Source organism: Mycobacterium sp. NTMscope_MAC_269 (assembly GCF_976985695.1).
On sequence record NZ_OZ335668.1, the window covers coordinates 3,010,455 to 3,035,526 of the forward strand.

General features: G+C 68.3%; 17 protein-coding genes. 5 read left to right on the forward strand and 12 right to left on the reverse strand.

Annotation, left to right across the window (positions count from 1 at the left end):
* Positions 1 to 8: 8 nt before the first annotated feature.
* On the forward strand, positions 9 to 701 hold the full coding sequence (locus tag ACZ50Z_RS13910; protein ID WP_464484077.1) for a GAP family protein: 693 nt from the start codon (positions 9 to 11) through the stop codon (positions 699 to 701).
* A gap of 2 nt (positions 702 to 703) precedes the next feature.
* Here the strand turns inward: ACZ50Z_RS13910 and ACZ50Z_RS13915 are convergent, their stop codons facing one another.
* The 3 genes from ACZ50Z_RS13915 to cysC are packed head-to-tail and all read right to left on the reverse strand — an operon-like array spanning position 704 to position 2,963.
* The gene (locus ACZ50Z_RS13915; protein WP_464484078.1) at positions 704 to 1,021 is read right to left on the reverse strand and encodes a DUF6955 family protein; all 318 of its coding nucleotides are present in this window, start codon (positions 1,019 to 1,021) and stop codon (positions 704 to 706) included.
* The gene (sat, locus tag ACZ50Z_RS13920; protein ID WP_464484079.1) at positions 1,018 to 2,277 is read right to left on the reverse strand and encodes a sulfate adenylyltransferase; all 1,260 of its coding nucleotides are present in this window, start codon (positions 2,275 to 2,277) and stop codon (positions 1,018 to 1,020) included. The genes ACZ50Z_RS13915 and sat overlap by 4 nt, the downstream gene beginning before the upstream one ends.
* Complete coding sequence (cysC, locus tag ACZ50Z_RS13925; protein ID WP_464484080.1) at positions 2,274 to 2,963, reverse strand: adenylyl-sulfate kinase; 690 nt, start codon at positions 2,961 to 2,963, stop codon at positions 2,274 to 2,276. The genes sat and cysC overlap by 4 nt, the downstream gene beginning before the upstream one ends.
* A 792-nt stretch (positions 2,964 to 3,755) precedes the next feature.
* Here cysC and ACZ50Z_RS13930 point away from each other — a divergent pair.
* On the forward strand, positions 3,756 to 4,943 hold the full coding sequence (locus ACZ50Z_RS13930) for a PPE family protein (RefSeq protein ID WP_464484081.1): 1,188 nt from the start codon (positions 3,756 to 3,758) through the stop codon (positions 4,941 to 4,943).
* 73 nt (positions 4,944 to 5,016) lie between these two features.
* Complete coding sequence (locus ACZ50Z_RS13935; protein ID WP_464484082.1) at positions 5,017 to 6,150, forward strand: PPE family protein; 1,134 nt, start codon at positions 5,017 to 5,019, stop codon at positions 6,148 to 6,150.
* 12 nt (positions 6,151 to 6,162) lie between these two features.
* On the opposite strand, the gene pks2 is transcribed toward ACZ50Z_RS13935, so the two are convergent.
* The 4 genes from pks2 to fdxA all read right to left on the reverse strand — a co-directional run bounded on the left by pks2 (position 6,163) and on the right by fdxA (position 16,686).
* On the reverse strand, positions 6,163 to 12,522 hold the full coding sequence (gene pks2 / locus ACZ50Z_RS13940; RefSeq protein ID WP_464484083.1) for a sulfolipid-1 biosynthesis phthioceranic/hydroxyphthioceranic acid synthase: 6,360 nt from the start codon (positions 12,520 to 12,522) through the stop codon (positions 6,163 to 6,165).
* Positions 12,523 to 12,775: 253 nt separating this feature from the next.
* On the reverse strand, positions 12,776 to 15,139 hold the full coding sequence (locus tag ACZ50Z_RS13945) for an APC family permease (RefSeq protein ID WP_464484084.1): 2,364 nt from the start codon (positions 15,137 to 15,139) through the stop codon (positions 12,776 to 12,778).
* Between the two features lie 93 nt (positions 15,140 to 15,232).
* On the reverse strand, positions 15,233 to 16,318 hold the full coding sequence (dapC, locus tag ACZ50Z_RS13950) for a succinyldiaminopimelate transaminase (protein WP_464484085.1): 1,086 nt from the start codon (positions 16,316 to 16,318) through the stop codon (positions 15,233 to 15,235).
* 41 nt (positions 16,319 to 16,359) lie between these two features.
* Positions 16,360 to 16,686 carry a ferredoxin gene (gene fdxA, locus ACZ50Z_RS13955; protein ID WP_464484086.1) on the reverse strand — a complete coding sequence of 109 codons (327 nt, stop codon included), beginning with the start codon at positions 16,684 to 16,686 and terminating at the stop codon, positions 16,360 to 16,362.
* Between the two features lie 374 nt (positions 16,687 to 17,060).
* On the opposite strand from fdxA, the gene ACZ50Z_RS13960 reads away from it, so the two are divergent.
* On the forward strand, positions 17,061 to 17,393 hold the full coding sequence (locus ACZ50Z_RS13960; protein ID WP_067176886.1) for a hemophore-related protein: 333 nt from the start codon (positions 17,061 to 17,063) through the stop codon (positions 17,391 to 17,393).
* Between the two features lie 11 nt (positions 17,394 to 17,404).
* Here ACZ50Z_RS13960 and ACZ50Z_RS13965 read toward each other — a convergent pair whose 3' ends face one another.
* The 4 genes from ACZ50Z_RS13965 to mshB form a co-directional block, all read right to left on the reverse strand.
* Positions 17,405 to 18,169 (reverse strand): maleylpyruvate isomerase N-terminal domain-containing protein, encoded by a 765-nt coding sequence (locus tag ACZ50Z_RS13965; RefSeq protein ID WP_464484087.1) that lies wholly within the window; start codon positions 18,167 to 18,169, stop codon positions 17,405 to 17,407.
* Positions 18,170 to 18,207: 38 nt separating this feature from the next.
* Complete coding sequence (locus tag ACZ50Z_RS13970) at positions 18,208 to 20,850, reverse strand: bifunctional FO biosynthesis protein CofGH (protein WP_464486232.1); 2,643 nt, start codon at positions 20,848 to 20,850, stop codon at positions 18,208 to 18,210.
* A 117-nt stretch (positions 20,851 to 20,967) separates the two neighbouring features.
* Positions 20,968 to 21,429, reverse strand: a complete 462-nt coding sequence (locus ACZ50Z_RS13975) for a hypothetical protein (RefSeq protein WP_464484088.1) — start codon at positions 21,427 to 21,429, stop codon at positions 20,968 to 20,970.
* A 92-nt stretch (positions 21,430 to 21,521) separates the two neighbouring features.
* Positions 21,522 to 22,424 (reverse strand): N-acetyl-1-D-myo-inositol-2-amino-2-deoxy-alpha-D-glucopyranoside deacetylase, encoded by a 903-nt coding sequence (gene mshB / locus ACZ50Z_RS13980; RefSeq protein ID WP_464484089.1) that lies wholly within the window; start codon positions 22,422 to 22,424, stop codon positions 21,522 to 21,524.
* Positions 22,425 to 22,519: 95 nt separating this feature from the next.
* Between mshB and ACZ50Z_RS13985 the strand changes: the two genes are divergently transcribed.
* Positions 22,520 to 23,134 (forward strand): TetR/AcrR family transcriptional regulator, encoded by a 615-nt coding sequence (locus ACZ50Z_RS13985; protein WP_464484090.1) that lies wholly within the window; start codon positions 22,520 to 22,522, stop codon positions 23,132 to 23,134.
* A gap of 6 nt (positions 23,135 to 23,140) precedes the next feature.
* On the opposite strand, the gene ACZ50Z_RS13990 is transcribed toward ACZ50Z_RS13985, so the two are convergent.
* Entirely contained in the window at positions 23,141 to 25,048 is a 1,908-nt protein-coding gene (locus tag ACZ50Z_RS13990) for an ABC transporter family substrate-binding protein (protein ID WP_464486233.1), read from the reverse strand.
* Positions 25,049 to 25,072: the final 24 nt, after the last annotated feature.

The window sequence follows — 25,072 nt, forward strand, 5'->3', positions numbered from 1 at the left end:
ATATCTCGATGTTGTTCACCATCGGTGTGATGGCCTTTGCCGTGAGCCTGGAGCCGTTCCGGATCGGCATGACGGTGCTGATGCTGAATCGCCCCAGACCGCTGATGCAATTGCTCGCTTTTTTGGCCGGCGGGTTCGCGATGGGGTTGACGGTAGGTGCGACCGTCTTGTTCCTCCTCCGGCGGGTACTGCTGCACTCGACCTACTTCACCCTGCCCCGGGTGCAGATCCTCATCGGTGCGCTGGCGCTTTTGGCGGCCGCGGGACTGGCGGCGAAGATCGTCGCGGACCGGCGGCGCGGATCCCGCCGCGTTCCTCCCGACGGCGACAGCGACAGTGCCGGCCCCGCCTGGCTGACGACTCGGGCCCGACGGCTGCTCAACGGACGTTCCCTGTGGGTCGCCGCCGTCGCGGGCCTCGGCATCGCGCTGCCGTCGGTGGATTATCTGGCCGCCCTGGCGGTCATCCTGGCGTCGGGCGCGCCCGTGATGACGCAATTGGGCACGCTGCTGATGTTCAACGTCGTGGCGTTCGCACTTGTCGAAATTCCCCTGGTCGCTTACCTGTTGGCGCCAACGTCAACGCGCGCGGCGATGACAGCGCTGCAGGATTGGATACGGTCGCGGCGTCGCATCGAGGTTGCCGCACTGCTCGCCGCGGTCGGGCTTGTCCTGCTGGCGGTCGGCCTAGCCGATCTTTGAGCTCAGGGCTTCGTTTCCTCGAGGAAGCGGCCCATCACCTCCGGACCGGTGGAATGCATCGCGATCGACAGCTCTAACAGCCTGTCCTTGGCCTGCTTGGGCAACAACTCGATGGACCGCGTGGTGGCCGAATCGTACTTGGACCCCGGATAGCGTTGCAGGACGGTGTTTTTCTGCTCTTCGGTGGTGTAAATCTCCAGCAGCTTCATTCCCGCGAAAGCCTCGTTTGCCAGGTCGGCCATCCCGGCGTTCGACAACGCCTCCAAGCGCTCCTCGTTGATCCAGACGTTGACCTTGATCTGTTTGTCGTCGCTGCTCACGAACCCTCCAATTGGTTGAGCGTGAAGACCGGCCGTCTGTCCCGCAAATACTCCTCGGTGACAAACGGCGAACCCTGGCCATGCTTGGCGGCGCACTCCATCACGACCTCGAACACCTCGTGCCGCATCACCTTCTGCGTCGGCTTGACTTCGTCCGTCAGGATGCTTCGTATCAGGCTGCCGCTGAAACTCTGGGCTTGTGAGTCGTGGCCGCACAGAGCGGAGTTGGTGACCTCCAAACAGACCGGGCAATACCAGTTTTCCCGCAGAAAGACCGGCTTGATGCCGAGCTGGTTGCGGTGTTGCTTGAGGATGTTCTGGGAGTCGTACGGGTGGTAGAAATCGCCCACACCCGCGTGATCTCGCCCGAACATGTGATGCGTGCAGCCCAGGTTCGTCCGCAGGATGGCGTGGAAGATCGCCTCGCGTGGCCCGGCATAGCGCATGTCCCACAGCGTGAAGGACACCATGTGCACGTTCTCGCGAAAATAGCCGCTCGTGCGTAGCGCGTTCTGCGCCAACAGGATTGCCTCGTCGATGTAATCGCCCACGCGCTTTTGGCCGATGATGGCATTCACCAGCACGCCCGTGTTCAGGTTGTCGACCGGCTGGTCCTCGTTCGCGGCCAGCCACGCTTGCTTCATCAACGCCTCGTGGCCGGTGTGCGGAACGTTTCTGGTCTGATGGGCGACCACCCGCTGCCAGTGCCGCTGGGCCAGGGCGTCCTTGTGCTGCTTCGGGGTGAGCCAGAAGCTTTTGAAGGGCTCGTTGAAAACGGGTTCGTTGATCAGCGTGATATCCCCGCCGATGAAGCGGTTAGCGTAGCCCATTGTCTTCTTCACGCCGGGATGCCGGGAATCGGTAGTGCCGTAGGTCTTTTCGGCCATACGCTCGAGGTCGTACTCGTAGATCTCGGTGACGTCGAAGACGGCCATGGGGGCGCCGAGATAATCGAGGACGACGCTGGCGCCTTCCCTGATGTCGAGCTTCGCGATGTCGTCGGCGGACATGTCGAAGACGATCGGAATGCTCCACAGCGTCCCGTCCGGCAGCGCGAAGTTGTCCAAGGTCCCGTCGACCTCGTGACGACCCATGAAGCCGGTCAGCGGGGTGAAGAAGCCGTAGGAAAGGCTGATGACCTCGTGCGCGGTGGCCTTCGATACCGGAACGCGCGGCAAGCCCTCGATCCGACCGGTCGCGTTGTCCGTGGCCACCCGCTCCACGATCGGCTTGCCATTATGGCCCGTGTAGCTCATGCCGTGTTCCTCTCCGGGCCGTCTTGAGTTCGGTCGGGAGGCCGGATGACTCCTGCCCGCTCGAGATGGGCGATCACCTCGTCGGCCAGCGTGTCCGCGTCCTTCGTTCCGCCCTCGAGCCGCAACTCCGGGCGCGCCGGGGCCTCGTAGGGGTCGTCGATCCCGGTGAACCCCTTGATCTCGCCGGCCCTGGCTTTCTTGTAGAGGCCTTTGGGATCGCGCTGTTCGCAGACCTCGATCGGGGTGTCGATGAAGATCTCCTGGAAATCACCCTCGCCCAGCGTGGCCCGGATCGCGTCGCGGTCACGCACGTACGGGCTGATGAAGGCCGTCAAAGCGATGACCCCGGCCTCGCAGAACAGCTTCGCGACCGCGCCGATGCGGCGAATGTTCTCCTCACGGTCCTCGGCGGAGAATCCCAGCCCGAACCGCTTGGCGAACTCGGCCCCGTGGCGCTCCTCGAGCAGCTCCGGGCCGGCGTTGAGCCCGTAGCGGACGTTGTCGCCGTCCAGCAGATAGCTCCGAATGCCCCGCTCGTAGAGCTTTTGCTCGACGATGTTGGCGACCGTGCTCTTGCCGCTACCGCTCAACCCGGTGAACCAGATGACGCAGCCCTGGTGGCCGTTGAGTTCCTCGCGCTCGCCGCGGCTGATCTTGTGTTCGTGCCAGGTGATGTTGTTCGACATATCCAGATCCTGTTCGCAACGAAGTCGGTAGCGGCCCGGCCATCACCTCGGTCCGGCAGCAACCCTTGCGATGCGCAGCTACGGCGCCGCCGCCACACACCTTCACCGTATTGCTTATCAATCAAACCCGATTAGAACCAGCCTACAAGTAAAGATGGTCAACTTACGGGAGTTTTCTGGTGCCGGGATCGCGGCGCCCCGGTCCCCGGACCGGGGCAGCCAGCAAACGAAAATGTGGAGGCTGAGCGAAGTCGGACGGCGCGGTCTTCGCCGAGCCGCAACGGACGGCTCGCGTTTGCTATCCCGGCGGCGGTACTCACCGACGCTGAGGCGCACAGTTCGAAACCCTGGCCCGCCGGTGGCGTCAGCCGTCGATCGCTAGTGCGTCAACCGGTTACGGCCGTCGAAGCCTGGTCGTCGGGTTTTACTCAGGCAGAGAAAAATTTGCCGCGGCGCCGCTGCGGGCACTCATGCGCCACGACGCGGCGGCGACCAGGCCCACCATAACCGCGCTGGAAATCGATCGTCCACGATCCCGGCGAACATACCGTCACGTCGCTGGCAAATTTGCAGCAAAAGGGGCTGCGCGCGGGCGGCAGTAAACGCCAAGTAAATTTCATTTAACATTCCGATGATTAAGTCCGTTGACTCGCTTGCCATTGCCTGCTCGTCGACACGCCTGGGCCGCAACGCACGAAGCCGTCGTCGCCCGGACAGCTAGCGCGTTCAGATCCGACGGTCCCGGGGTCACCGCCAGCCGGCCCCGGGCCGACTGACGAAGAGGAAGTACGAATGCTCGATTTCGGGGCCCTGCCGCCAGAAATCAATTCGACCCGAATGTACGCCGGTCCCGGTTCGGCGCCGATGATCGCCGCGGCGGCCGCCTGGGACGTGCTGGCCAACGGACTGGAGACCGCGTCGCGCGGTTACTCCGCCGTGATCGCCCAGCTGGAGGGCGAAAGTTGGACCGGCAGCGCCTCGGCGGCGATGGCCACCGCGGCCGCCCCGTACGTGGCGTGGCTGGCGGCCACGGGGGCACAAGCCGAGGAGGCCGCAGGCCGGGCCCGGGCCGCGGCGGCCGCCTACGAGACGGCGTTCGGGGCGACCGTGCCACCTGCCCTGGTCACATCCAACCGCACCCTGTTGGCACAACTGGTCGCGAGCAACCTTCTGGGGCAGAACACCGCGATGATCGGGGCGACCGAGGGCGCCTATGAGCAGATGTGGGCGCAGGATTCGGCCGCCATGTACGGCTACGCCGCCTCATCGTCGGGTGCGACCACGCTGACACAGTTCGACGAGCCGCCGCAGACCACCAACGCTGACGGCCAACCCGCCCAAACGGCCGCGGTGGCCCAAGCCACCGACAACTCGGCCGCGACGCAATCCCAGGCCACACTCTCCCGGACGATGTCGAGCGTGCCGCAGAAGTTGCAAAACCTCTCCGAAACACCACCGCCAAGCACTCCTTCGACAGGCTCCGCGCTCGACGCCGTCGACGATTTCAACACGCTGACGGCGCCGGTGAACCTCGGCGACGCCATGAGCCGAACGGTCACGTCGGCGGGAACCTTCGGCACCGGGGCTTTCCGCGCCAACCTTCAGGCCGCGAGTGAGGCCCTCAAGTCCGCCGCGGCCCCCACGGCGGCGGCCACCGCTTCGACCGGCGCGGTAGGGGTGGCCGGTCCGACCCTGGCGAGCACGGGCGGCGCGAGCGCGGTCGGTCGATTGTCCGTCCCGCCAAGCTGGGCGGCGACCAACCCGGCGGTCACCAGCGTTGCCGAGGCGCACTGGTTGTCGGACACCGAGCTCGACGGTGGGCCGTCGTGGCACGAAGGCCCGGCGAGCAACGTGTGGAACGGGGCGCCCGCCGCGGGCGCCGGTGCCTCGTCGGGTCTGTTGTCGCGGCCCTCGGTCAACAACGTCCTGCGCGTGGCGCCGCGCCAATTCAAGATGCCGCGTCCGTCCGCCGGCGGTTAGCCGGTAATTCCACCCTTCCGTGCGGGCACCACCCGCAGCGACCGCGCCTGCGCTTGTTCAGAAAGGACCGCCGATGTTTGATTTCGGGGCGCTGCCACCCGAGATCAATTCGGCCAGAATGTATGCCGGGCCGGGTTCGGCCCCGATGTCGGCCGCCGCTTCGGCGTGGGACGCACTGGCAGCGCAACTCGAGTCCCACGCCGCCGGCTACTCCGCCACGCTTTCGGAACTGCGCGGACGCGCGTGGTCCGGCGATGCTTCGACCGCTATGGCCGCCGCGGTCGAACCGTATGTGGCGTGGGCGTCCACCACGGCGACTCAGGCCGGGCAGGCCGCCGCGCAAGCACGCGCCGCGGCAGCCGCCTATGAGGCGGCATTCGCCGCGACGGTGCCGCCACATGCGGTCGCCGCCAATAGACTTCAGCTCCTCACCCTGATCGCAACCAACTTCTTCGGACAGAACGCGGCAGCGATCGCGGCCACGGAGACCACATACGCCGAGATGTGGGCGCAGGATGCCACCGCCATGTACGGCTATGCCGCATCGTCATCGGCCGCCAGCACTTTGACGCCGTTCACCCAGCCGCCCCGGACGACGAATGCGCACGGCCAATCGGCCCAGGCCGCTGCGGTCAACCAGGCGGCGAGCACGTCCGCGGGGCAGGCCCGGGCCGCGCTCGCCTCGAGTTTGCCCACGGCCGGTTCGGCCGACCCCTCCGGAGGGTCCGCTTCCGGATCCGGTCTGTCCCTGATCGATTCGGTCGGGAACTTCAACACGGTCGTCACCACACCGGGACAGACGTTTCTGGCGGGGGCCCGCACCTTGTTGGGGTGGGGGCAGTTGGGGTACGGGCTGGACTTGTCCGATATCCAGGCGGCCAAGGCCGCGGAGGGCGCTGTGCCCGTTGTGCCGGACATCGCGGCCGTCCGCGGTCCGGCGCTGGGCAGTGTGGGCCGGGCCGCCCTGGTGGGCAAACTCTCCGTTCCGCAGACGTGGACAGCGGCGAATCCGGCGCCCGTCGTCGCTGAGGGTAGAATATCGTTGCCGGACAACGTGTTTCGGGCTTTCTCGACTTCCACTCCCGACCCCTCCACCGGGCTCGGGGGCGTGCCGGCGGTACGCACCGCGGGCCAGGCGAGCGGGGTTCCGGTGTTGCGCAACGGTCGTCGCATCTTCAGGATGCCGCGCCCGGCCTACGGCGGCTAGCGAGCCGCTGAGTCAAGAGGGTGACGGTGCCGCTTCCAGATCCGCCAGCTCGTCGTAAAGGTGGTCCGCCAAACCGCGAACCGTGGTGATCTTGGTGGGGCTGATGCGCACGCCCGTCTCGGTTTCGATGCGGGTCCGCAGTTCCAGGTTGCCCAGCGAGTCCAGGCCGTAGTCGGAGAGCGGGCGATCCGGATCGATTGTGCGCCGGAGTAATAGGCTGATCTGGCCCGATACCAGCCGCCGGATTGCCGACGGCCATTCCTCACGCGGCATAGTTCGCAGCTCGGCGAGAAACTTGCCCGTGTCCGGTTTGCCCTGTCCAATCGATCCGAACGCTTCGGCGAAGCGGCTGCGTTGCGCGAAGGAGGTCAACCACGGCGTGCCCATGATCGGCGTGTAGCCGGAGTAGGGGCGGTCGTAGCGCAGCAGCGTCTCGAACGCGCGGAAACCCTCGGCCGGCTTGATCGCGATCCCGGCACCTTCGGCCAGGGCGGTGGCGCGGCCGACCTCCGACCATGCCCCCCACGCGATCGCGGTGGTCGGCAGCCCCTGACCGCGGCGCCATAACGCGAACGCGTCCAGCCAGCTGTTGGCGGCGGCGTAGGCGCCCTGCCCCGGCGAACCCACCAGCGCGGCGGCCGACGAGAACAAACAGAACCAATCCAGGGGCTCACCCACGGTGGCGTGGTGAAGGTTCCACGCGCCGTGGACCTTTGGCGTCCAGCATCGGTCGATGAGATCATCGGTGACGTTCGCCAGCGTGGCGTCCTCGACGACGGCCGCCGCGTGCAGTATCCCCCGCACCGGTAGCCCGGTAGCCGTCGCGCACGCCACTAGGCGCTCGGCCGTGCGCGGGTCGGCGATGTCGCCGCACTCGACCGCGATGTCGGCCCCCGCGGCGCGGAGGCGCTCGATGGCTTGGCGCGCTTGCTCGTTGGGTTGTGTGCGGGAGTTGAGCACGATTCGACCGCAACCCGTTGTGCCGCCACTCGTGGCCATCTCTCCGGCCAGGAACAGGCCCAGGCCGCCGTTCCCGCCGGTGATGATGTAGGCGCCGTCGGCGCGGAATGGCCGGACGTTTTCCGGGGGCACGACTGCCACGCTGCTGCCCGCGCGCGGCACGTCGAGCACCACCTTGCCGGTGTGGCCGGCGGCGGCGACCAGGCGCACCGCCGCGGCCGCGTCGTGGATCGGATAGCGCGTGGTGCGCGGCAACGGCAATTCGCCCGCCGCGGTGCGTTGGTACACAGTGGTCAGCAAGCGCCGGATGGTGTGCGGGTGACTGAAGGTCAGCAGCGCCAGGTCGACGGCGAACAGCGAGAGGTTGCGGCGGAACGGGAACAGCCCGAGATGGCTGTCGCCGTAGATGTCACGCTTGCCCAGTTCGATGAACCGCCCGCCCAGGGCCAGCAGCTCGATGCCCGCGCGCTGCGCGGCGCCGGGCAGCGAGTTGAGCACCACGTCGACGCCGTACCCGTCGGTGTCACGGCGAATCTGGTCGGCGAATTCCGTGCTGCGCGAATCGTAGACGTGTTCGATGCCCATGTCGCGCAACAGTTGCCGGCGCTGCGGGCTGCCCGCGGTCGCGAAGATCTCACAACCCGCGGCCCGGGCGATCGCGATGGCCGCCTGCCCGACGCCTCCGGTGCCGGAGTGGATCAGCACCTTGTCGGTGGGTGCGATGCGGGCCAGGTCGTGCAGGCCGTACCAGGCGGTCGCCGACGCGGTCGCCACCGCGGCGGCGTCTTCCAGCGGCACCTCGGGGGGCAGGGTGACCGCGTGCCGGGCGTCGGCGATGACGAAGGTGCCCCAGCATCCGTTGCGGGACACCCCGCCGACGCGGTCGCCGACGTCGTGCTCGGTGACGCCCGGCCCGACGGCGCTCACCACGCCGGCGAAGTCGCCGCCCAACTGTTGTTGGTAACCCTCGAACGTCGGATAGCGGCCGAACGCGACGAGCACATCGGCGAAGTTGATGGTCGACGAGGCGACCGCGACCTCAATCTCGCCGGGTCCTGGCGGCACCCGGTCGAACGCGGTGAACTCCAGCGATTCCAAATCACCGGGAGTGCGGATCCGCAGCCGCATGCCGTCACGCTCGTGTTCGACGACGGTGGTCCGCCGCTCGGCCGGACGAAGCGGACCGGGCCGCAGCCGGGCGGTGTACCAGCGACCGTCACGCCAGGCGGTCTCGTCTTCTTCCGATCCGCTCTTCAGTTGCAGCACAACGTTTTCCGGATCGGTGGCGTCATCGACGTCGACCTGGGTGGCCCGCAGATGCGGATGCTCCGCATCGATCACCCGCATCAGCCCGCGCAGCCCGGTCTGCGCCAGGTTCGCCACGTCGCCGGCGGTCACCGTCGCGGCGTTATGGGTCACCACGAACAACCGCGGCGATTCTCCGGGCAGCTCCGAGAGCTCACGGGCGATAGCCGCGAGACAGGACACGTAGTCCCGGCCGCGTCGGCGCCCCTGCGGGTCGTCCGAGCGGTCATCGGTGGCCGCGGTCACCACGACGACACCGGTCAGTCCCTTGAGGGCCCCATGACCGTTGGCGGCGGTCTGACCGTCACCGGAGAGCAGCGAACGCAGCCGCGCGATGTCCACCGATCCGAGGGGCATCGACACCGCGGCGCATTGCGCCGCAGGGGAATTCAAGTGCTCGGCGAGTTGTGCCGCCATCCGGTCGTGACCGCCGGACGCGCTGAGCACAAGCCAGGATCCCGACTCGCTCTGCACCGCCTCGGGCAGTTCGCGGGACTCCCATTCGATGGTCAACAAGCGCTCGTTGAGCAGCCGGTGGGCGTGTTCGCGCTCGGAGGTTCCGCCGGCCAGCCGCAGCCCCTCGATCCTCAGCAGCACTGTTCCGGATTGGTCCAGCACGTCGACGTCGGCCTCGCACTCGCCGGGGTGAGAGGACGTGATCCGGGTGAGGCAGTATTGCGCGTTGCGCGTCGAGTGGTAGTTGCGCAGCCGGCGCACCCCTACCGGCAACAGCAGACCTCCGTCGGCGGCCTTTTGCACCTCGGGCGCGACGATCACGGACTGGAAGCAGGCGTCGAGCAGAGCGGGGTGCGTGGCATAGGCGGACTGCTGCGAGCGGATCGCCCCCGGCAGCGCCACTTCCGCGAGAACCGTCGCGGCGTCCGCGTCGCCGATCAGCACAGCGGACAGACCCGAGAACGCCGGACCGTACTGAATACCGACGGCGTCGAAGGCCTTTCGCAGCTCGGCGCCCTCCATGCGGGACGGGTGGTCGGCGATCAGGGTGTCCAGGTCATGCGCGGGCGGTTCGTGCGGCTCGGGTCCCGCATCCACGCCGAGAGCGTGCAGGACCGCGCTGGCCCGGCGGAGGCGTTCGCCTTCCTCGTGCGTGTCCACCGTGAAGTCGAGCACCCCGCGCGCGGTGACCGTCGCGGTCGAGGAAGCCTGCGTGTGGTCGGCGAGTAACAGCGTCTGCTCGAACGTGACGTCGCGAACCTCGGCGTGTTGACCGAGCGTCGCAACGGCGGCCGCGATCGCCATCTCGCAGTATCCCGCTCCGGGAAACGCTGCGACCCCGTGGATTTGGTGGTCGGCGAGCCACGGGTGGTCGTCGGTGCCGACCTCCCCTTGCCACACGTGGCGCTCGGGCTCCTCGCGCAGATGCACGTGCGCGCCGAGCAGCGGGTGAACGGCCTGCAGCGAGGCCCCGTGTGCGCGTTTCTCCGACTCACGGCTGAGCATCAAGCGGCGATGCGTCCACGTCGGCAGCGGGGCGTCCACCAAACGCCCGCTGGGGTACTGGACGGAGAAGTCGACCAGCGCACCGGCGCTGTGCACGTCGGCGACGAAGCCGCGCAGGCCGATCGGCAGCTCCTGCTCGCGGCGCATGGCCGCGAGCGCGGCGATGGGCATGTCCAGGCTGGCGGCGTTCTGCTCGACAGCGTGGGTGAGCAGCGGATGCGGCGCCAGTTCCCCGAACACGCGAAAACCGTCTTTGAGGGCGGCCTGCACGGCAGCCGCGAAACGCACGGTGTAGCGCAGGTTTTCGGCCCAGTAGTCGGCGCTGAACGACGGCCGCTCGCGGGGGTCCCACAGGGTGGCGGAGTAGTACGGAACCTCGGGTGCGCTCGGCCGCAGATCGGCGAGGATCCCGACCAGCTCGTCGAGGATCGGCTCCACCTGTGGGGAATGCGAGGCGACATCCACCGCCACCTCGCGCGCCATCACGTCCTGTTCCTGCCAGGCCGCGACCAGGTCGCGGATCGCCTGGGCGTCACCGCCGACGACGGTCGAGGCCGGCGAGGCGACCACGGAGAGCACGACGTCGGAGATGCCGCGGATGGACAGTTCCGAAAGCACTTGTTGGCCCGGCAGTTCCACCGACGCCATGGCGCCGCTGCCGGCGACCCGTGCCATCAGCCGCGAGCGGCGGCAGATGACCTTCACACCGTCGCCGAGCGATAGCCCGCCGGCGACCACGGCCGCCGCGGATTCGCCAAGGGAATGTCCGATGACGGCGCCGGGGCGCACCCCGTAGGACTTCATCGTCTCGGCGAGCGCGACCTGCACGGCGAAGAGCGTCGGCTGGACTTTGTCGATGCCGGTCACCGTCTCCGGTGCCGTCAAGGCCGCGGTGACCGAAAACCCCGATTCGCCGGCGATCAACGGCTCGATGGTGGCGATCGTCGCGGCGAACACCGGTTCCTTGGCCAGCAGTTCGACTCCCATCTGCGACCATTGCGAGCCCTGTCCGGAGAACACCCACACCGGGCCGCGGTCGTCTTGTCCCACGGCCGCCTCGTACGGAATGTCGCTATTGGCGACCGCGCGAAGTCCCGCGCTCAACTCGTCAACATCGCTCGCGGAGACCACCGTTCGCACCGGCCGGTGCGCGCGGCGGCGCGACAGCGTGTAGCCGAGATCGCCCAGGCCGCTTTCGCCTTCGAGAAGGGCACCGCGCTGCTCGTCGACCCAGGTCGCGATGCGGGTGGCCGTGACGCGCAGCTGCTCGGCCGAGGTGGACGACAGCGGAAATAGCTGTGGCCCAACGGTGCCGGGCGCGGCCCGGCCGTCGGATGTTCGGGCGGGGGCTTCTGCAGGTGCCCGCTCCACGATGGCATGCACATTGGTGCCGGACATGCCATAGGACGACACCGCGGCGCGGCGAGGGTGACGGCCGTGGGGGGGCCAGGGCGTATTGGTCTGCGGCACAAAAAGATCCGTTTTGATTTTGACCATCTCGTCGGGCAGCCGAGTGAAGTGCAGGTTCTGCGGCACGACGCCGTGCTGCAGCGCGAGAACCGCCTTCATCAGCCCCAGCGGACCGGACGTCGACTGCATGTGGCCGAAGTTGGTCTTCACCGACCCCAGCACACAGGGTCCGTGGGTTCCGTACACGGCTGCCAGGCTGGAGAATTCGATCGGGTCGCCGACCGGGGTGCCGGTGCCGTGCGCCTCGACGTAGCCGACCGTGGTGGCGTCGACGCCTGCCACACCCAATGCCGTTCGGTAAACGGCGATCTGAGCCGTTTCCGAGGGTGCCGCGATGTTCACGGTGCGGCCGTCTTGATTGGCGGCGGTGCCGCGCAGCACCGCCAGGATGCGATCGCCGTCGCGCTGCGCGTCGTCGAGCGGTTTGAGCAGCAGCATGACGCAGCCCTCGCCGGACACGAAGCCGTCCGCCTGCACATCGAAGGCGTGGCAACGCCCGGTCGGGGACAACATGCCTTGCAGCGAACCCGAAACGGATTTCCGCGGTTCCAGGGTCACCACGACGCCGCCGGCCAGGGCGAGGTCGCTTTCGCCGCTGCCCAGGCTGCCGCACGCTTGATGGACGGCCATCAGCCCCGACGAGCACGCCGTGTCCACCGTGACCGCGGGGCCGTGCAATCCCAACGCATAGGCGACCCGTCCGGACGCGAAGCTGTTGCTGGTTCCGGTGAACCCGTACGGTCCTTCGGCGGCGCCGCAGTCGGCGGCCAGCAGTTCGTAGTCGCCGTGGGTCAGGCCGACGAACACGCCGGTCTGCGTTTGGGCCAGGGACTCGGGGGCGAGGCCGGCGTGCTCGACGGCATCCCACGACGTTTCCAGCAGCAGGCGGTGTTGCGGGTCGACCGCCGTGGCCTCACGTTCGGTCATCCCGAAAAAATCGCAGTCGAAGCCCCCGACGTCGTCGAGGAACGCCCCCCAGCGGGTCACCGATCGGCCGGGCACGCCGGGCTCGGGGTCGTAGAACAGGTCGGCATCCCACCGGTCGGCGGGAATCTCGCCGACGAAATCGTCACCGCGCAGCAACGCCTCCCAAAGGCGCTGCGGGGAATCGATCCCCCCGGGAAGGCGGCAAGCCATTCCGATGACGGCCACGGGTGTGGCGTTCGCGGCACGCAACGTGCAGTCCCCTCTTCTCGCCGCCCGTGAGCATCGGCGCGCACCATCTCTTCTCACGTGGTCAGGCGTAATTGTGCAGGCGTCAGTTTACCTACCGGACCCACGTCAGTTAGCGGGATTAAACAATTTCGTTCGCCGTACCTCGAAGGCGAAACGTCGGGTGGGCGCGTCAGAGCTGATGCAGCGAAACACTAAGCCGTGCAGGGCATTTCACACCGACACCGCGTCCCTGTGTCACATGGACCGCGAGGCGCTAAGTCTGGTCGGCTTGTTCCGTGGCCCCGGACTCGGCCTCCTTGGCCGGATCCTCGAGGACCTCATATGCCGGATCGACCATCGATAGGGAACGCTGGCCGGCCTGTCGGGCCTTGCCGCTGATCCGCAACAGTTGACCGGGCTGGATGTCGGCGCCCCCGCGCCCGGGGCGGAACGTCACGGTGATCTCCCCGCTGCTGTCCCCGACGACGACCTGTCGTCGGGTTCGCCCGCGTTCGGCGAGGTCTTCGACCTCGCTGACGCGCCCTTCGATGGTGGCGCGTTGCCCGGAGATCAGGCCGGCCACCATGATCACCGACGACGGCCGTTCGGGGTGTTCGTAGGCCTCGACCTTGCGGTCCTCGTCCCGGGACACCCAGGCCTGGATCTTGTCGATCTCCTGCCCGATGCGCTGGTCGAAAGAGTCCGGGTAGGCCTCTCTGATCCGCGATTCCACGTCGTACGGCACGATCGTCGCCGCCGCGTCGGGGATGAGGCTGACGGCCTGGGCGACCTTGTCCGCGGTCCGGTCGTGCAACAGCCTGCCCAATAGCCGCGCGAATGTGCGGCGCGGCAGCAAGACTGTCACGTTGGTGTTCGGATGCTCGTCGCGCGCCTTGGCGACCAGCAACTGCGCGGACCTGCTGATCCGCCGGTCGGGGCAGTCCACGATCCGTAGCGGAGTGTCGAGAGCGAAGTGGTCCCAACGCTTTCGCAGTTGCGTGGCGTGGACCGGGTCGACCATGAAGTGCACGGCGACCAGTTCGTCGGCCCGTAGGCCCCGGCCGTAACGCAACGCTTCGATCACCGCCAGGTCGACCGAGTCGACAAACACCAGCACCTTGTGCCGCGCGTACTTCACCAGTTCCGGGCGATCGGTGCGGAACATCTCGAGAATGGCTGCCTCGGCGCGGTATTCGCGGTTCAGTCGCGTCAGCACGAACACCAGCACCGGGAAGACCACGACCACCAGCCAGGCGCCCTCGGTGAACTTCGCCACCGCGAAGATGCCCACCACGATCGTCGACAGGATCGCCGCGGACAGGTTGATGGTCAACCGGTGCCGCCATCCCGGTTCGCGATGCGTCAAGTGGTGTTTGGTCATGCCGTAACCGGCCATCGAAAATCCGGTGAACACACCGATCGCATAGAAGGGAACCAGCGCGTTGACCGAGCCGCCGGTCACCACCAGCAGGACCACCGACAGCGCCGTCAGCGTGATGATTCCATTCGAAAAGACCAGGCGGTGACCACGTTTCGTCAGTTGCCGCGGCAGAAAACGGTCCTCGGCGACGAAACTGGCCAGGGCCGGGAAGCCGTTGAAGCTGGTGTTCGCGCCGGTGAACAAGATGGCCGCGGTCGAGGCCTGAACCAGGACGTAGAACACGTCACCGAGCATGCCGTTGCCGTAGACCGCACGACCGATCTGCGACAACACCGACGGATATTCGGTCAGATACGGCGTGGCGTGGGTGACGTGGGCGAGGTAGGCGACTCCGGCCAGCAGAAAGCCCAGAATGCAGGCCATCGCAGTGAGCACCCGACGGGCGTTGCGGCCCTGAGGCTTTCGGAAGTAGTCGACCGTGTTGGAGATGGCCTCGACTCCGGTCAGCGAAGAACCTCCGTTGGCGAACGCGCGCAGCAACACCAGAATCGTGGCGCCCAGCACCCACCCGTTGCCCTGGTGAACCGGGACGGCGCCGGCCGTGTGCGCCGGATCGTAGACGGGTAAACCGCCGCCGATGGCCCGCCCGACGCCGACCACGATGGTCAGTCCGACCATGGCGATGAATGAGTAGGTCGCCACCGCGAACGGCATTCCCGCTTCCCGCAATCCACGCAGGTTCGCGTAGCAGATGATGAGCACCACGCCGACCGTGATCGCCAGGCTGTAGGGACCCAATGCGGGGACCGCCGACACCACCGCGACAGTCCCGGCCGCCGATTGCACCGCGACGGTCACCACGTAGTCGATCAGCAGCGCCGCGGCGGCGATCTGTGCGACGCGGGGACCGAAGTTGTCGCGGGCGACGATATAGGAGCCGCCGGCGCGGGTGTAGGCCATCACCACCTGCCGGTACGAGGCGGCCACCAACACCAGGATGAGCAGGATGACGCCGGTGATGGGAAGCAACAGAAGGAACGCCGCCAATCCGGCGTGCGGCAACAGCTCGATCAGGATCTGCTCGGGACCGTAGGCGACCGATGACACCGCATCCGGCGAAAGCGCGCCCAGCGCAACGCCATTGGACAACTTCTCCGACGCGATGTCCTCGGTGATCAGTGGCTTTCCCAGGAACACACGTTTGGCGACGTCCCCGACCGAGAGCGGGATGCGCAGCTTGCCCGTCGAACTGGTCACAAGCACCGTCCTTACCCGAGGTTCACCAACGTGAAACGCCTCCGAAGCATTGTGCACGTTCGGGCCGCGCCGCGGCGGCGCATCGTCGCGGGGTTAGGCCAGCCGGCGCACCGCGGCGGCGATCCGCTCATCGCCGGCCGTCAGCGCCACGCGCACATGCTGTGCGCCACGGGGTCCGTAGAAATCACCGGGGGCCACCAGGATGCCGCGCTGCGCCAGCCAGGCGACGCTGTCGTGGCAGGACTCGCCGCGGGTGACCCAGAGATAGAGGCCGGCTTCGGAATAGTCGACCGTGAAGCCGGCCGCGCGCAGCGCCGGCAACAGGGCCGCACGGCGCCGCTCGTAACGCTGCCGCTGCGCCAACTCGTGGTCGTCGTCCTCCAGGGCGGCCACCATGGCCGCCTGCACCGGCGTCGGCACCATCATTCCGGCGTGTTTGCGCACGGCGAGCAACTCGGCGATGAGGTCGGAATCACCGGCGACGAAGCCGGCCCGATACCCGGCCAGCGACGAGCTCTTCGACAGGGAGTGGATCGCGAGCAGCCCGGTGTGGTCGCCGTCGCAGACCGAGGGATGCAGGACCGACAGCGGCTGGGCGTCCCAGCCCAACCCGAGGTAGCACTCGTCGGAGGCCACCAGGCAGCCCCGATCGCGGGCCCAGCCGACGACTTTGCGCAGGTGGTCGACGCCCAGGACCCGCCCGGTCGGATTGCTCGGGGAGTTCAGGTAGTACAGCGTCGGCGACTGCGGGCCCAGCTGGGTCAGCGAATCCGCCCGCAGCACCCGCGTCCCGGCCAGCCGCGCCCCCACGTCATAGGTCGGGTACGCGAGCTCGGGCACCACGATCATGTCCGCGGAGCCCAGACCCAGCAATGTCGGCAGCCACGCGATCAGCTCCTTGCTGCCGATCACCGGGAGCACGTCGGCCTCGGCCAGGCCGGTGACGCCGAACCGGCGGGCCAGGGCGGCGACCGCCGCTTCGCGCAGCCGGGCGGTGCCCGCGGTGGCGGGGTACCCGGCCGCCGAACCGGCCGCGGCCAGCGCGTCGGAGATCACCGGCGCCACCGGGTCGACCGGGGTGCCGACGGAGAGGTCGACGATGCCGTCCGGATGGGCGGCGGCCTGCGCTTTCGCACCGGCCAGCGTGTCCCAGGGGAATTCCGGCAGGGAGGCCGACACGGCCGGCCGACGCTTCTTGAGCTGGTATGGCACCGGGTCGCTCAGTCGCCTTCGCCCTGCGGTGGCAGATCCTTGACCACCTGGGGGTCGTTCTCGGTCATGCCGACCTTGGCCGCACCGCCCGGCGATCCCACCTCGGCGAAGAAGTCGGCGTTGATCTGCGTGTACTGACTCCACTGGTCCGGCACGTCGTCCTCGTAATAGATCGCTTCGACGGGGCAGACCGGCTCGCACGCGCCGCAGTCGACGCATTCGTCGGGGTGGATGTAGAGCATCCGGGCACCCTCGTAAATGCAGTCGACCGGGCACTCTTCGATACAGGCCTTGTCCTTGATGTCGACACAGGGTTCGGCGATCGTGTACGTCACAGACGTCTCCTCCATGTACTACTCAATGTGGGCTGCTGTTCAGCTCGCACCGGCGCGTCCGACCTCGTCCGGTGAAGCTTTCGGTTACTGATACTAGACGTTGCAGATACAGGTCAACCATTTGGCGCGCCTGTCGAAATACCGATTTAAGACTGACAGTCTCGGTCCCCGCGAGCGACCCCCGTTTCACCGAGGGCGAACACCGCCGAAAACGCGCTGACCTGCACCGAATCGCGCCCGGCCGGTAGGCTTCGATATCTGTTGCGTTGCAAGCACGCTCGCGGGGCCTGGTAATCTCGTCCGAAGGACGGCAACCGCTGGGCAGATTTTCTCGCCGTAAGAAGCGGTGCATTAACTGGGGAAGGTGTCCACACATGAGGGTGTCGTTGAGCAAATTGGGCGTTGCGGTTGGCAGCGCGGCGGTGGCGTTGACCGCCGCGGCCGGGATCGCATCCGCCGACCCCACGGACGCGATCATCAACACCACCTGCAACTACGGACAGGTGATTGCGGCGCTCAACGCGACCGACCCGGCGGCTGCCCAGCAGCTGAACTCGTCGCCGGTGGCGCAGTCCTACATCCGCAACTTCCTGGCCGCGCCGCCGCCCAAGCGTCAGCAGATGGCCCAGCAGATCCAGGCGATGCCGTCGGCGCAGAAGTACTACGCCACCATCAACGAGGTCGCGGTCACCTGCAACAACTACTGAGCCGATACGGTTCAGTAGCCGCTGAGTAGGCGGCGCACGCGTCCCAGGACTTCCGGTCCGACGCGGCTGCGAATGCGCGATGGGTCGGCGGGCTTGCGCCCCCACAGCAGCAGCACGCGCGCGGCCGGATCGGTCTCCAGGGTGGCCGGACCGTCCGGCTCGGCGAACCCGATGGTGAGCCGGTCCGTGTCGGCGCTCAACACGATGTCGTCGGTGCCGTTGGCCCGCAGCCGTGCGTCGACCCGTTCCCCGGGCGTCAGTTTCGTGGCGCCGTTGGCCAACAGCGGCTTGCCGACCGCGAGCACGCTGTGCGTCGTCATCCATGGTTCGGCCAGCCTCGCCCGGGCGGCCGGCTCGTCCCCGGTGATGTCCCAGCCGTGCAGCACGAGCTCTTCGCGCATGTGCTCGGCGAACCACGGCGCCTTCATGGTGCGACCGGTCCAGGCGACATCGGTGTCGGCAGGCACCCCGTCGGCCGCCTCCGCGACGTCGCCGAGGGCGGCCATCCGGTCGGTCAGGGCGTCCCACAAGTCGGTGTCGCTCAAGGCGCGCAGCGGGTCTTCACGCTCGGCGAAGCCCCGCGTGGCAACGGGTTGGCCGGCCAGGTGAGCGCCGAGCACCCGGGCGAGTTCTTCGGCGTTTCCGGCCTGGTGGACGACGATATCGCGCACCGTCCAGGCCTCACACCAGGTGCCGGCGTCCGGGCCGTATCGTTGCACGGCGTCGATGAACGGCCGCCACTCCGGGAACCGGTCTTCGTCGACTCGTCGCTTCACGGCGACGGGTATACCCGCCGCGTCTGACCGCCAAGCGCCTAGGCGGCCAACGGCGTGTAATCGGTGGTGCGCTGGCGTGCGGGTCGCCCGATGCCTTCGGCGATCGCAGTCAGTTCGGCCACCGTCTTGGCCGACCCGTACTCCGAACCGGCCATCCGCGAGATGGTCTCCTCCATCAGGGTGCCACCCAGGTCGTTGGCGCCGCCGTTGAGCATCACCTGCGTGCGCTCGACACCGAGCTTGACCCAGCTCGTCTGGATCTGGGAAATGCGGCCGTGCAACATGATTCGCGCCAACGCGTGCACGGCGCGATTGTCGCGATGGGTGGGGCCGGGCCGCGACGCGCCGGCCAGATACAGCGGCGAACTCTGATGCACGAACGGCAGCGGCACGAACTCGGTGAAACCGCCCGTGCGGTCCTGGATCTCGCGCAGCACGTTGAGGTGGCCGACCCAGTGCCGCGGGCTGTCGACGTGGCCGTACATCATGGTCGACGACGACCGCAGCCCCACTTCGTGTGCGGTGGTAACGATCTCGATCCACATCGAGGTCGGGAGCTTGCCCTTGGTCAGCACCCAGCGCACCTCGTCGTCCAGGATTTCGGCGGCGGTGCCGGGGATGGTGTCCAGCCCCGCCTCACGCAGGCCGATGAGCCACTCGCGAACGCTCAACCCGCTCTTGGTCACACCGTTGGCGATCTCCATCGGCGAGAACGCGTGCACGTGCATCGACGGCACCCGCGCCTTGACCGCACGGACCAGGTCGGCGTAGCCGGTGACCGGCAGCTCGGGGTCGATACCGCCCTGCATGCACACCTCGGTGGCGCCTTCGACGTGCGCCTCCCAGGCGCGGTCGGCGACCTCGTCGGTGGACAGCGAATACGCGTCGGCGTCACCCTTGCGCTGGGCGAACGCGCAGAACCGGCACCCGGTGTAGCAGATGTTGGTGAAGTTGATGTTGCGGTTGACCACGAAGGTCACGTCGTCACCGACCGTGTCGCGACGTAACGAATCCGCGAGGGCCGCAACCGCTTCCAGCGCGGGGCCCTCGGCGGTGGCCAGCGACAGGTATTCGCTGTCGGTGCATCCGGCGGGGTCACGTTCGGCGGAGCGCAGCGCGGCGAGCACGTCGGTGTCCAGGCGTTCTGGCGCTCTGGCGCCTTGGGCGGCCAGTTCGTGGACGTGCGCCCGGATCGATTCCCAGTCGCCGAAGGCGCTGTCGATATCGCTGCGGGTTTCGGTGTTGCGGCCCTCGCTGTCGATCGCCGCGTTGAGGTCGACGCGGCCCGAGGAGCCGACGTCGTCGGGCTCCTGCCACGGCAATCCCACCGGGTTGATGTCGCGGGCCAGGCCGGTCGCCGGATCTGCCAGCGCCGCCACGTGTCCGGACACCCGCGGGTCGATCCAGGCCGCGCCCCCCTGCACGTATTTGGGCTGCGCGGTCAGCCGCTGGACCAGCTCGTAACCGGCCTCGGCGGTGACGGCGGCCAGTTCGTCCAAGGCCGGCCACGGCCGCTCCGGGTTGACGTGGTCGGGCGTCAGCGGCGAGACACCGCCCCAGTCGTCGACTCCGGCGCCGACCAGCGCCAGGCACTCCTCGCGCGAGACCAGGTTCGGCGGCGCCTGGATGCGCATGCCGGGGCCGAGCACCAGCCGCGCCACCGCCACCGTCGCCAGGTAGTCCTCGATGCCGGCATCGGGAACCGCGGCCATGGCGGTGTGCTCCTTGGCCCGAAAGTTCTGCACGATCACCTCTTGCACATGGCCGAACTCCTTGTGCGACTTGCGGATCGCGTGCAAGGTGTCGGCGCGTTCGGCTAGCGTCTCGCCGATGCCGACCAGCAGACCGGTGGTGAACGGAATCGACAGCCGGCCCGCGTCGGTCAGGGTGCGCAACCGGACCGCCGGATCTTTGTCCGGGCTGCCGTAGTGCGCAAGCCCTTTCGTTTCGAACAGCCGCCGCGAGGTGGTCTCGAGCATCATGCCCATCGACGGCGCCACCGGCTTTAGCCGCGCCATTTCCGACCAACTCATCACACCGGGGTTCAAGTGCGGCAACAACCCGGTCTCTTCGAGCACCCGGATCGCCATCGCGCGCACGTAGGACAGCGTCGAATCGTAGCCCCGCTCCTCCAGCCACGCGCGCGCCTCCGGCCAGCGATCCTCGGGCCGGTCGCCGAGCGTGAATAGCGCTTCCTTGCAACCGAGTTCGCCGCCACGACGGGCGATGTCGAGAATCTCGTCGGGCTCCAGGTACATGCCGGCACCCTCGGCGCGCAGCTTGCCCGGCACGGTGACGAAGGTGCAGTAATGACAGTTGTCGCGGCACAGATGGGTGACCGGGATAAAGACCTTGCGGGAGTAGGTGATCGGCAGCCGCCCGCCAGGGCCGCGCCGCCCGGCCGACTCCAGGCCGGCGTCGCGCACCCGCGCCGCGCTGGCGCACAGGTCGGCCAGATCCGCACCGCGCGCGGTCATCGCGACCGCCGCCTCGTCGATGTTCAACGCAACGCCATCTCGGGCCCGCCGCAATACCCGTCGCAGCGCCGACGCATCGGCCTTCGACGCACTGGCCTTCGCCGGAATCTGTGGATCAGGCAGAGCGGTAGGCTCCTCGCCCGGAGTCAACAGCACCTTGGTGTAACTTCCCCACGATCGAATTTCATCCGTGCGTCCCAACATGTGAAACCGCGGCACCCATGGCGGGTCCCGTATGGGCAACAGTCAACAGTAGACCCACACCCGTCGGCGCAAGCGGGCGACGTCCCGGCCGAAACGTCCACCCGGCGGAGGCCGACATCAGCCGCTGCGGCCGCGCCGCCACAGCACCCAGACCGGCGGCACGACGCCGAGCACCAACAGCAGCAACGCCGCGTAGGCCATCAGGCCGCGACCACCCAGGATGACGTCGTCGGCCGGTCCGCCCATGCTGAGCACCGCCACCGTCAGCAGCCACATCCACAGCGGCAGCGCGGACAACCGGGGCGACCGGGTCCAGCGCCCCGCGGCCCACACCAGGGCCGCGTTGACCAGCCCGGAAATCAACCCGCTGATGGGAAAGGGAACAGACCCGAGGTAGGAAGGCAGCAGCAGGGCCCCGGCTAGTGCGGAGAGAACCCCATCGACCGCCAGGAGGGACAGGACAACGAAACGAATCGCGGGGTCCGTTGCGCCGCCGTCGTCAACGGTCGCGACGCGTGGCTGGGTGTCGGTCAGGTCGGAACGCTGTCGATGTTGGAGAGTATCGAGCCGATAACCCACTGCAGGCTGTCGAGCCGGTCCTGCCAGTGTTGCTGATTAGGGTCCAGGTCGGGGTCCATGCGAATTCCTTCCGTGGCTGCCTGTTTGGCAGCCTACCGCGCGCGGGTCGCGGTGAGATCGAGGCCTGCGAGCAGATCCGTCTCCCACCCGCGCCCGTCGCGCTCCCCCGCGTCGCCGGCGGCCAGGACGTAGTGCTCGTGCCCCACGATCGGGAGCGCCACGTTGTTGGACAGCGCGCAGGCGCGACCGGTGGGCCCAACCACCACCTGGGTGGCGTGCGCGGCGAGCGCCGCCCGTTTGGCGTCCACGGCGTCCGCACCGGTCTCGACGACGGCGTCGATGTCGCCGTCGTCGTATCCGAACGTGAACTCCTCGTCCGACGGGAGCGACCATTCCGGCCGCAGATCCTCGGGGGTGAGCGCCGCCAGGCCCGCCTCGAATGCCCGGGTGGAGAAGACCGACCAGTAGAACTTCGGCACGGCCCACGGCTCACCGGGAAAGTCCGTGCCACCGGCCGCCGCTACGGCGGCGGTCGTCACCGTGTGCGCGTGCACGTGATCGGGATGGCCGTAGCCGCCGGCCGGATCGTAGGTGACGACGACGTGGGGGCGCTGCTCGCGGATCAGGGCCACCAGCGCGCCGACGGTCTCCCGCTCGTCGGCGTCGATGAATCGTTGCCGGTTTCGCGTGGGGGTGCCGCGCATGCCCGAATCGCGCCACCGGCCCGCGCCGCCGAGATAACGGGGTCCGCCGACCCCCAGCGCGTGCAACGCAGTGGTCAATTCGCCGATGCGGTAGCCGCCGAGCTGGTCGGCACGATCGACGGCAAGCTCGGCCCACCGATCGCCGATCACCTCGCCCTCCTCGCCGAGCGTGCAGGTGACGACGCGGACGTCCGCGCCGCGCGCGGTGTAGTGCGCGATGGTGGCGCCGGTGCCGAGGCTTTCGTCGTCGGGATGCGCGTGGACGAACAACAGCCGCGGCGTCTCGGGCATGGACGGCACCCTACCGGCAGCGGCGACGGGCCGCCGCCCGCACGCCGCCGCACCGGAACGCAGCAGATAGGAACGCGCACGGCTACTATCAAGAAATGCCTCAGCTCACGGACGCAGACCAGACCGGCAGCAGAAGCCGCCGGCGTGGTGAGGTCCTCGAACGCGCCCTCTACGAGGCCACCCTGGCCGAGCTGACCGAAGTCGGGTACGGCTGCCTGACCATGGAGGGCATCGCGGCGCGGGCCCACACCGGCAAGGCCGCGCTCTACCGGCGCTGGGACACCAAGTGCGAGTTGGTGCACGCCGCTTTGGTTTTCGCGCTGCCACCGCTGCCCGAGCTGCGTTCCGGCCGTTCGGCCCGGGAAAACCTGCTCGCAATGTTCACCGCCCAACGCGACCTGCTGGCCGGAAAGACCGGCTTTCCCGGTTTGGACGTCATCCATCAGCTGTTGCACGAACCCGAGATGCGGGCCATCTTCGCCGATGCCGTGGTGCTGCCGCGGCTGAAGATCATGGAATCGATCCTGCAGGCCGCCATCGACGACGGCGATCTCGATCCGGCGGCGGTCACGCCGCTGACCGCCCGCATCGGGTCGGCCTTGATCAACCAGCACTTCCTGCTGAACGGGTCGCCGCCGAACCGGCGGGAGCTGACGCTCATCGTCGACACCGTGATCCCGCCGCGGGCGTCGCGGCCGCCCGCCGACTGACCCGCGCTACGGTCCGGTTTTGATCCACTGGCCGGCGTCGCCGACGATGCCGACCGGAACCGCGCCGGACAGGCTGACGTTCTGCACGCTCGGTCCGGCCGCGACGATCGTGGTGTCCTGCAGGATCGGCAGCACCGTGGACATGTTCCACAACCGCGGCTCGACCGCGGTGATGACGTCGTTGATGCTCTTGGTGCCGTTGAGGGCGGCGTCGATGTTCGACTGGATGCTGCGATCGCAGATGCCGGTGAGGTTCGACGGCGCCTGCACCAGCGCGTTGGGATCCGCGGGGCGGCTGGGTGGCGGCGGCGCCGACGTCGGCGTCGTGGCCGCGGTGCTGAGCCCGGTGGACGGCGTGGGCGCGGCGGGAGCAGACGAGGCGGGCGTCGCCTCGCCGGTGGCCGGGACCTGGGTCGATTGCAGCGCGGGACAGCCGTAGCGGGAGGCGAGCCGGGTGGCCAAATTGCCGCCGGCCTGACGCCAGCCGACGATCGCATCCACCCGGCTGTCGTTGAGCGCGTCGCGGTACAGGGTGACGGGGTCCAGCGCCAGCACGGTCGCGGCGATGCCGACGTTGCGCAACTGGTCGGCGGCGGTGTTGGCCACGGCCACCGAGGTCGGGTCGTTGGCGGCCACCCCGATGGCCAGCGAAAGCTGTTGGCCGTCCTTGCTGATCCGGCCCCGGATGACTTCGGACGGCCCGGTGTTCGCCGGGGCTGATGGCGGCGACGCCGGTGACGCCGACGCGTTGGGTTCGACCCGGTACCCGGCCCCCTGCAGCAACGTCAGCGCGGCCGCCGTTGTCATAGCCGGTGGCGCGGTCGGCTCGTAGCCGGGGTCGCTCGGCGCGCGGATCTGGGCCTGATCCAGGGTGACGGTGTTGTCACTTCCGGCGCCGACGGCGGCGAGCAGGTCGACGTCGAGCAGCCCCAGGATCGCCTTACGGACTTGCGTGTCAGACAGTTTGGGCTCGGTGGCGCGCAGCGTGAGCTGCATGACCCGCGGCGTCACGATCCGCGCGGTCCGGACGTCGGGGATGGCGGACAGCTGCGCGAAGGCCGCCGAGCCGCCGTGGACTTGCGCCACCTGGGTGTCGCCGTTGCGCACGGAGTCGGCCAGCGCGGCCGGCGCCCCGGCGCGCCGGAACAGGATGAGCGCGGGCTTGGCCGGCGGCCCCCAGTAGCGGTCGTTGCGGGCGACCAGGATCTCGTCGCGCTGCGGGTCGATGCTCTCCACCCGGAACTGCCCGCCGGTGACCGGGAGCGCCCGCGCCAGCCCGGCCGCGAATCCGCCGGGCACGTCCTTGACGATGTGCGCGGGAAGGATGTTGCTGAACAACTCTTTCCACGCCGGATACGGCTGCGCGAAGGTGACCACCGCCTGCTTGCCGCCCTCCAGCGACTGCACGCCGGTGATGAGGTCATACCCGGCGGGGTCGACGACGCCGGGCTGACTGACCATCTGGCGCCACAGGTACCAGAAGTCGTCGGCGGCGATGGGGGCGTTGTCGGTCCACTGCGCCTCGGGCCGGATCTTGTAGGTCACCGTGAACGGGTTCTGGCTTGTCACGTCGGCGGACACCAACAGCGTCGGGTCCATCTCCCAGCGCGAGCCCGTCGCCACGTTGGTGTCCGGGACCGGCCGGAAGGCGCTGGGCAACACCAACGCGCTGATTGCGGCGTTCACCGGCGACAGGTCCGACAACAGGTGCGGATTGAAGCCCGCGCCGATCGAGTCGATGCCCATGATGATCTCGCTGACCCGGGGCGGCGGCGGCACCGAGTTGTGCGGCGTATCGGTGCTCTGCGGCGCCGGCGGCGGGTTGACCGTACACGCCGAGAGCACCAGCCCGACCAACGAGACGAGGCCGCCGAGCACCATGAACAAGCGGCGGACGCGTCTCGGCACGCTGATCAGGGTAGCGAGCAACTGCGCGGC